At 56.4% G+C, this 7,791-nt stretch carries 10 protein-coding genes; 7 read left to right on the top strand and 3 right to left on the bottom strand.

The genetic code is table 11. The features are described 5' to 3' along the window. Positions 1–525 (bottom strand): trehalose-6-phosphate synthase (locus IQ273_RS27480; RefSeq protein ID WP_194026314.1); only part of this gene is annotated, 525 nt, incomplete at its 3' end. A 425-nt stretch (positions 526–950) separates the two neighbouring features. On the opposite strand from IQ273_RS27480, the gene IQ273_RS27485 reads away from it, so the two are divergent. The 7 genes from IQ273_RS27485 to IQ273_RS27515 are packed head-to-tail and all read left to right on the top strand — an operon-like array spanning position 951 to position 5,733. Continuing rightward, entirely contained in the window at positions 951–3,347 is a 2,397-nt protein-coding gene (locus IQ273_RS27485) for a cation-translocating P-type ATPase (protein WP_194026315.1), read from the top strand. Positions 3,348–3,385: 38 nt separating this feature from the next. Further along, a complete protein-coding gene (locus IQ273_RS27490) occupies positions 3,386–4,249 on the top strand; it encodes a restriction endonuclease (protein WP_194026316.1) in 864 nt (287 codons plus the stop codon). 16 nt (positions 4,250–4,265) lie between these two features. Continuing rightward, entirely contained in the window at positions 4,266–4,508 is a 243-nt protein-coding gene (locus IQ273_RS27495) for a hypothetical protein (RefSeq protein ID WP_194026317.1), read from the top strand. Then, a complete protein-coding gene (locus IQ273_RS27500; protein WP_194026318.1) occupies positions 4,495–4,959 on the top strand; it encodes an HNH endonuclease in 465 nt (154 codons plus the stop codon). The genes IQ273_RS27495 and IQ273_RS27500 overlap by 14 nt, the downstream gene beginning before the upstream one ends. 8 nt (positions 4,960–4,967) lie before the next feature. Then, positions 4,968–5,165, top strand: coding sequence for a DUF433 domain-containing protein (locus IQ273_RS27505; protein ID WP_194026319.1), 198 nt, complete (start codon positions 4,968–4,970; stop codon positions 5,163–5,165). An 11-nt stretch (positions 5,166–5,176) separates the two neighbouring features. Next, positions 5,177–5,401, top strand: a complete 225-nt coding sequence (locus tag IQ273_RS27510; RefSeq protein WP_194026320.1) for a DUF433 domain-containing protein — start codon at positions 5,177–5,179, stop codon at positions 5,399–5,401. Then, positions 5,398–5,733 carry a DUF5615 family PIN-like protein gene (locus tag IQ273_RS27515; protein ID WP_194026321.1) on the top strand — a complete coding sequence of 112 codons (336 nt, stop codon included), beginning with the start codon at positions 5,398–5,400 and terminating at the stop codon, positions 5,731–5,733. Before IQ273_RS27510 ends, IQ273_RS27515 begins: the two co-directional genes overlap by 4 nt. 46 nt (positions 5,734–5,779) lie before the next feature. Here IQ273_RS27515 and IQ273_RS27520 read toward each other — a convergent pair whose 3' ends face one another. Then, a complete protein-coding gene (locus tag IQ273_RS27520) occupies positions 5,780–6,967 on the bottom strand; it encodes a lipase family protein (protein ID WP_194026322.1) in 1,188 nt (395 codons plus the stop codon). Then, positions 6,960–7,791, bottom strand: an 832-nt coding sequence (locus tag IQ273_RS27525) for a TerB family tellurite resistance protein (RefSeq protein WP_194026323.1), incomplete at its 5' end; no start/stop codon positions are given. The genes IQ273_RS27520 and IQ273_RS27525, both read right to left, overlap by 8 nt.

Below are 7,791 nucleotides of genomic sequence, written 5' to 3' on the forward strand. Positions count from 1 at the left end.
GGGGAAGGGGGTGTGGTGGAAGAAGGCGATCTTCACATTGGGCATTTTTTGCCGAATGTAGAAGGGCGTCAGCCACAGGTTGTAGTCGTGAATCCAGATCAGGGCGTCGTCGGCAGCCTCTTCGCAGGCGGCTTCGGCAAACAGCTTGTTGATGTATTGAAAGTTTTCCCAGTCAGAGCTTTCGTAGGTAAAGTGCTCGGGGAAAGAGTGAAGGATGGGCCAGATCGCCTCTTTGGCGGTGATGTAGTAAAAATCTTTGACCCGCTCAGCGCTGAGGGGTATGCGGCGGATAACGGCGCGATCGCTCCAGCCTTCCATCGTTACTCGGTCATCAAAGCTCTCTTGCTTGTCTTCGGCGACCTGCTTCCAGGCTACCCAGGTGCTGCTGTCGGCATTGGCAAAAAAGCTTTTTAAGGTCGGCACAATGCCGTTGGGGCTTTTTTTCTCGCGATAGACGGTTTTGCCGTTTTCAACGACCTCATCGTAGGGTTCGCGGTGATAGAGAATTACTAAAGAGGATTTCATTAGGGCTTGTTGCTCCTGGCTTCTTTGCTTGTGGCAATGGGCGCGGGACGGCTGCTGTGCAAACTCCACACGGACTGTTACATTACGCAGCAATTCTATGTATATAGAGCTACGCCGGCATCTACCTGGGGGTATATCCCTATGTCTATAGGTAGAGACCATGCCCCGATTCTATGATCTTTGTGAGTATTGCCCAAATCGTTCGCACGAGTTAAGACCACAGAGGACGTGATTTAGGGCCGCTGGTCGAAGCCTGCCTGAACCCCTACATTGCCGAGCAGCGGTGGCTTTTGGGAGTTAACTTGTTCCAGCGCAAAGGCGAGCGGCGTAGCGCAATAAGAGTTTTTTTAGCTCAATTAGGAGATACCCATAGATCAGAGGGGCTTGGTAGGCTAGATCTACCGCCGCTTCTAGCTTTTTGCCCCATGCAAGTTCTTTCTGCTCAACCCTCTGATCAAGTCGCCCTACCAGAGCCATCGCCTAGCCAAACCGTGGTGCTGAATGTCAGCGGCATGAAGTGCGCCGGGTGCGTGCGTGCCGTCGAAAATCGCCTGACTCAGGTAGACGGGGTGCGATCGGCCACGGTCAACCTGGTGACGGAAGTGGCGGTAGTCGAAACCCAAACCGGAGCCGTTACCACTGAAGAACTGGTGGAGCAAGTAGCTCAGGCGGGCTTTACCTCTACCCCTCGCGCCACCGATGGCAACGGCGATGACCTGACCGCCTGGGTCGAGGCCAAGCGGCAGGAGCAGCAGCAGCAGGGGCGGAGGCTGGGGGTGGCGATCGCGCTCCTCATCCTCTCCACCATTGGCCACCTCAACCACTTTGGCTGGCTGACCATCCCGGTGCTCAGCGACCTATGGTTTCACGCCGTTTTGGCCACGGTGACGCTGGCGTTTCCGGCCAGGGAAATCCTGATTGATGGCTGGGCCGGGCTGCGGCGGCTGACCCCCAACATGAATACCCTAGTGGCCCTGGGCAGCGTGAGTGCCTACCTGGCCAGCGTGGTAGCGCTGATTTTTCCCGGCCTGGGCTGGGAGTGCTTTTTTGAAGAGCCGGTGATGCTGCTGGCCTTTATTTTGCTGGGCCGCACCCTGGAGCAGCGGGCGCGGTATCGGGCGGCGGATGCGCTGCGATCGCTGGTCGAACTGCAACCCGCCGTGGCCCGACTGATCTCTAACCCCGCCACCGCTGGGGTCGCCCAAACCGGCGTTGAGGTGCCCGCCCGCTGCGTGCAGGTAGGCGAATGGGTGCAGGTGCTGCCCGGCGAAAAAATCTCCGCCGATGGCACGGTGGTCTCGGGCCAGAGCACCGTCGACGAGTCGATGCTGACGGGCGAGTCGATGCCGGTGGTGAAGCAGCCAGGGGATAGCGTAACGGCAGGTACGGTGAACCAAAGCGGCGCGATCGCGCTCCAAGTCACCGGCACCGGCCAAAACACCGTACTGGCCCAAATGATTCGCCTGGTGGAGACGGCCCAGAGCCGCAAGGCCCCGATTCAGCGGCTGGCGGACGTAATCTCGGGCTACTTTACCTACGGGGTGATGTCCTTAGCCACGCTCACCTTCCTGTTTTGGTACTTCATCGGTCTGTACCAGTGGCCGCAGGTGATGCACTCGGCTCTGGGTATGGCCCACATGGGTCACACCATGACCTACACCTCGTCTACCCTGCTGGTGAGCCTGAAACTGGCGATCGCGGTTATGGTCGTCGCCTGCCCCTGTGCCCTGGGCCTAGCCACCCCCACCGCCATTCTGGTGGGCTCAGGGCTGGGGGCCGAGCGGGGTCTGCTGATTCGCGGCGGCGATAGCCTCGAAATCATTCATCACCTCGATACGGTGGTGTTCGACAAAACCGGCACCCTCACTCTGGGTCAGCCCCAGGTGACAGCAGTTCACGTTTTGCAGAATGACCTCACCGAGGCAGACATTTTACAGCTCGCTGCTACCGTCGAAAGCGGCACTCAACATCCCCTGGCCAAAGCGATTCATCAAGCCGCCGCCGCGCGAGAACTCGACCTGCTAACCGCCGCCGAATTTGATACCCAACCCGGCCTCGGCGTCGCCGCTCAAATCACTTGGCAAGACACCGTGCAGCCCTGTGCCCTGGGTAACCAGCAGTGGATGACTCAGCGAGAAATGGTGCTGGATGCCGACGTGCAAGACCAGGCCAAGGCACTGGCAGCGGCTGGCCAGACGGTGGTGTACGTGGCGCTAGGCGATCGCGTGGTGGGGCTGGTGGCGATCGCAGACCAGCTGCGCCCCGATGCCGTCGCCGTGGTCAAAAATCTGCAAGACCAAGGGCTCCAGGTGCGGGTGCTAACAGGCGATAGAAAGGAGGTGGCGGGGGCGATCGCAGCCCAGCTCAGCCTCAACCCCAGCCAGGTGACCGCTGAAGTTTCTCCCCAGGGCAAGGTTGATGCGATCCGTCAGCTCCAGGCCGAGGGGCACACCGTAGCGCTAATGGGCGACGGCATTAATGATGCCCCTGCGATCGCCCAGGCCGATGTGGGCATCAGCCTCCACTCCGGCACCGACATCGCCATGGAAACCGCCGATGTGATTCTCATGGGCGACCAACTCTCCGCCCTGCTCGAAACCCTCACCCTCAGCCGCGCCACCTTTAACAAAATTCGCCAAAACTTAGCCTGGGCCTTTGCCTACAACCTGGTGGCAATTCCCCTGGCAGCAGGAGTGCTGCTACCCACCGTCGGGGTCAGTCTCAGCCCCGCCGCCGCAGGCGGCATGATGGCGTTTAGTTCTGTGGCCGTGGTGGTGAATTCTTTGCTTTTGCGACAAGGGCGTACCCAAACTAGCTCTTAATTGATAACAGAATTACCCTTAGTCGGATTAGTTTTGGCATGAAACGGTCATCCTCACCAGTTCCAACTTTCGACTCAATGCTTCTGCCCACAATTCAAGCCCTACAGGTCTTAGGTGGTTCTGGCACAATCGAGGAAATTTATGAAAAAGTAGTTGAGCTGCTTGGCATCTCGGATAAAGTTCTTGAAATTACTCACGGAAACACATCTCAGAGTGAAGTAGAATATCGCCTTGCATGGAGCCGGACTTATTTAAAGAAGTATGGCCTTTTACAGAACTCAGCTCGTGGCGTTTGGTCCTTAGCCGAGACAAGCATAAATCCTAATACACTAGATCCCAAAGAAATTGTAAGAGTAGTTCGAGAAGCTGATAAAAATAAAACAGAAACTTTGAGCCCAGATGCAGATGAGGCTATTGACCCTCTCGAAGCTTTGGAGGAGATTGCGTGGCATCAACAGCTTCACAGGACATTGCTATCTCTTGATCCTTCGGCATTTGAGCGCTTGGCCCAGCGTTTATTACGTGAATCAGGTTTTATTCAAGTTCAAGTTACAGGAAAATCTGGAGACGGGGGAATTGATGGAGTTGGAATTGCTCGTATCAATGGCTTTTTAAGCTTCCACGTCCTTTTCCAATGCAAGCGTTATCAAGGATCAGTAACAGCAAGTCAGATTCGTGATTTTCGCGGAGCAATGCAGGGAAGAACTGATAAAGGATTATTTATAACAACTGGGACATTTACTAGAGACGCAATCAAAGAAGCGACAAGAGATGGGGCACCGCCCATCGATTTAATAGATGGCGAGCAGTTGGTTCAAAGATTGAAAGAGTTAGGGCTTGGAGTAAAAATAACAATGATAGAGTCAGTTGACATCGATATTGACTGGTTTAAGAAGATCTAGCTAGAGGGAGGTCACCATGGTTACGGCGCTTAGTAAGCCATCGTCTTTAATTCATGAAATTCAGCTTGAAAAGGTTGACAATTGGAACCTGTTCAAATTCAGTGAGCCTCTTCAATTGCGAATGGAGAGCCTTTTAGAAAAGAAAAAGGCTGATCAACTCACAAATGATGAAATTGCTGAACTAGATGCAATTGGAGAGCTAGATCGCATTTTTACTCATATGAACGCCATGCTTGCGGCCCAAGATGCCAATTCGTGATGCAGCCAAGCAAGCCATTCGAGAACGGGCTGGCTATCTGTGCGAGTATTGCCATTCCCCAGAACGGTTAAGTGCCAATCGGTTCACCGTCGAGCACATCATTCCCCAATCGCTAGGTGGCTCTGATGATCTGGCTAACCTCGCCCTCGCCTGTCGCCGCTGCAACGAAAGACGCTACAACTTCGTTGCCGGTATAGATCCAGACACTCAAGAAATTGTGCCTATTTTTAACCCTCGTCAGCAATCGTGGAAAGAGCACTTTGTCTGGCGAGGTCAAGGTATTGTCATAGAAGGCACTACACCCATTGGCCGCGCAACTTGCCTTCGCCTTGACTTAAACGATACCCGCTATCTAGAGAACGATTCCATTCGAGAAACCAGACGGTTTTGGATCAAAACTGGAATACACCCACCAGCAGACGATCCACGTCAAGATGAAGATCGACTGTAGGGATGACGATGAAGCTAGACCGTATCACCAGCAATCCTCAGCGAATGAATGGGCAACCTTGTATTCGCAACCTTCGGCTGACTGTCCATCGGGTCATTGAGCTGTTGGCTACTTACCCAGACCGAGAAGAACTGCGCCAAAAGTTTCCTGAGCTAGAGGATGAAGATATTCGTCAAGCTCAGGTTTTTTCGTCACCTAGACTTTAGAGGTTCTTGCCATGCCTGAACTACTTGCCAGAATTACGGTTAACCCTAATCAGTGCGGTGGACGTCCCTGCATAAGAGGTATGCGAATTCGGGTGTCAGATGTGCTTGACCTGTTTGCAGCGGGTTTGAGTGCAGAAGAGATATTAGAAGAAATGCCAGATCTGGAAGCAGATGATCTCAAAGCTGCCCTAATGTACGCCTCGCGGAAGCTTAACCATCCGGTGCTGGTGGCATGACCATCTGGGTGGGTGCTCAGCTATTGCCTGCAATCGCGACCTGGATTACAAGCACCCTTGGTCTTGAAGCCATCGCCCTACGAGATCTCGGACTCAGAGATGCAGAAGATCCCGAAATCTTTGAGGCAGCAAGAGCACATCAAGCCATCGTCATGACCAAAGACAGCGACTTTGTTGACCTGGTTGAGCGCCTTGGCCCACCGCCACAAATCATCTGGCTGACCTGTGGCAATACCTCCAACCTGCAACTGCGCAAGATTTTAGGCACAATGCTGCCCAGAGCCCTAGAACTCTTAGCTTCCGGAGAGATGTTGGTAGAAATTAGTGAATAGCGACCCAGGCAGTAGGGTCTAGAGGCAGTCAGAAGTGCGATCGCCCCTAGGCAATCCCCGTTACTGGAAAATTACGGGTCTGATTGCTTTCGGCCTCGGCATTGATGGCTCGCCGATAGGTATCGACAATGTGGTTGGGCAAAATATCGCCCCCCTGGCTGAGAAAAGACCATTCTTCGCCTATATGGACAAACTGCGCCCGCAGCTGAGTGGGAGGCATGGTAGGGATAGGGTCTGCCAGGTTGCTAATGCGAAAGCTGTTGGGCAATAGCCGAGCATAGCTGCGCACAAACTCGGGGTTGCCTACCCGAGGGCTGGCATACACATAAACCTGCAGACTGGGCCGCAGGTCAGGCACCGCCAGGGCAATATCGAGGGCCAGCACCGTGGCCAGGGCCGCCCCCAGACTGTGCCCCGACACATAGCAGGGCTTGCTGGGGTCGATCTGCCGCACCGCCTCCACTACCAAGGGGTTGATAATGCTGTCGGCAATGCGGCGAAAGCCGGTGTGAATGTTGCCCAGGGTCTCGCCTGTGTTGGGGTCGAGGTAGGGCTGCTGTACCGCGTAGATGTTGCCCACCCACTCGGCGGTGCGCTGAGTACCGCGAAATACTAAGATACTGTCGTCGTCAGACTCCAGCAAAAAGCCGTAGAACACCTCAATGCGGCGGCCTACCCGCACCGCCGCCGTCACCCCAGTGCGAATGGCATCCTCGGTGTTGACCAGGGTTTCTTCCATGGCGGTGGGGTCATCCATTAAGGTTGGGTCGTCGATCAGGGCCTGGGGCACTTGAACCTCGATATTGTCGTTGACCTGGCGCTCCTGGCCCCGAAAGTTGGCCACCAAGCGATACTTGTCCAGCTCTGGGGTGTAGTCGAGCAGCTGCTGCAGGTTGCCGTCGTAGCGGGGGTCGTTGCGCCCGGTGATGTACTGCTGGGTAGCCAGGCGGCTGAGCAAGATCAGCCGTTTGGAGATAATGCGGTTATAGGGGGTCGGCGGCGGCGGGAAAGCGGCAGACGCCTGAATCGCCTGAAACTCTTCGACCATGCGGGTATCGCCCGTCACCGCCGCCTGAATGATGTCTTCGGGGTCGTAGAACTCAGCAGCAAAGGCATCGATCGCGGCCTGGCGGGCAGCAGCGCGATCGCGCCTCACATACTCGGTGCCCAGGGTTGCCGCCGTCCCGGCAGCTACGCCCCCTAGCAACAGCTGCCGCCGCTTGAATTTATCCATGCTGGTGCTCCTGGTCGGGGGTAGAGATTGCTGTCTCAGATTCGGGAATAACCGCTCTCAGGCTGGGGAAGGCGCGCTTGAGGGCAGTGGGGTCGGGGCGCTTCTGGCTGGTGTAGAACTGGTTGGTTGACTGCCCCGCAATCCAGGTGGCGGTGGCGAACCCGGCGGCCCGCGCAAAGGCTCCAGCGTAGGGCAGCACTACCCCCACGCCGACCAGCGTTCCCCAAGCCAAAAACCCGCCCACGACCGCCGCCATAAACCCAAACAGATTGCCCACGATCGCCAACAAATCCTGCCCCTGGGGCCGACCCCAGAGGTTGCGAATATCCCAGATCATTTTGAGAATCAGGCCCAGCACCGCCAGAAATTTGAACTCCAGGGTGCCGCCGCCGCGCAGGGGCACCAGACCCACGATCGCAGCGCCCAGGGCGTAGTCAAAAATCAGGCGGCGCACCTCGCCCTCCCGGCCGATCAGCGCCGCCATACCTGCCAGAGCAGAGTTGACTATGGTGCCAGACAGATTGGCCCGCAGGGGCTGTCGGGCCAGGGTTTTGGCCAGCTCAGGAGAAAGCCCAAAGGCCGATCGCAGCTGGTGCAGCAGCGCTTCCTCCTGGGGGTCAATGCCCTTCGATCGCGCGATCGTGCAGGCCCCCCGGTACACCTGCTGCTGCCACTCGGGGGTTTGAATCTGGGGCAGCCAGTGGTCGATGGGGCGGGTATCGTGCAGCAGGCCCTCTGGCGTAACGCCCAGCGGCAGCGGCGCAAAGGTATTCAGCGCCGCCAGAAAAGCCTCAAACTCGCGCGGCGTCGGGTCGCCATTGAGC

Source organism: Nodosilinea sp. LEGE 07298 (genome assembly GCF_015207265.1).
Taxonomy (GTDB): domain Bacteria; phylum Cyanobacteriota; class Cyanobacteriia; order Phormidesmidales; family Phormidesmidaceae; genus Nodosilinea.

Coding starts and splice junctions, on each gene's coding strand:
- IQ273_RS27485 (WP_194026315.1), top strand. CDS start 951: ATGCAAGTTCTTTCTGCTCAACCCTCTGATCAAGTCGCCCTACCAGAG.
- IQ273_RS27490 (WP_194026316.1), top strand. CDS start 3,386: ATGAAACGGTCATCCTCACCAGTTCCAACTTTCGACTCAATGCTTCTG.
- IQ273_RS27495 (WP_194026317.1), top strand. CDS start 4,266: ATGGTTACGGCGCTTAGTAAGCCATCGTCTTTAATTCATGAAATTCAG.
- IQ273_RS27500 (WP_194026318.1), top strand. CDS start 4,495: ATGCCAATTCGTGATGCAGCCAAGCAAGCCATTCGAGAACGGGCTGGC.
- IQ273_RS27505 (WP_194026319.1), top strand. CDS start 4,968: ATGAAGCTAGACCGTATCACCAGCAATCCTCAGCGAATGAATGGGCAA.
- IQ273_RS27510 (WP_194026320.1), top strand. CDS start 5,177: ATGCCTGAACTACTTGCCAGAATTACGGTTAACCCTAATCAGTGCGGT.
- IQ273_RS27515 (WP_194026321.1), top strand. CDS start 5,398: ATGACCATCTGGGTGGGTGCTCAGCTATTGCCTGCAATCGCGACCTGG.
- IQ273_RS27520 (WP_194026322.1), bottom strand. CDS start 6,967: ATGGATAAATTCAAGCGGCGGCAGCTGTTGCTAGGGGGCGTAGCTGCC.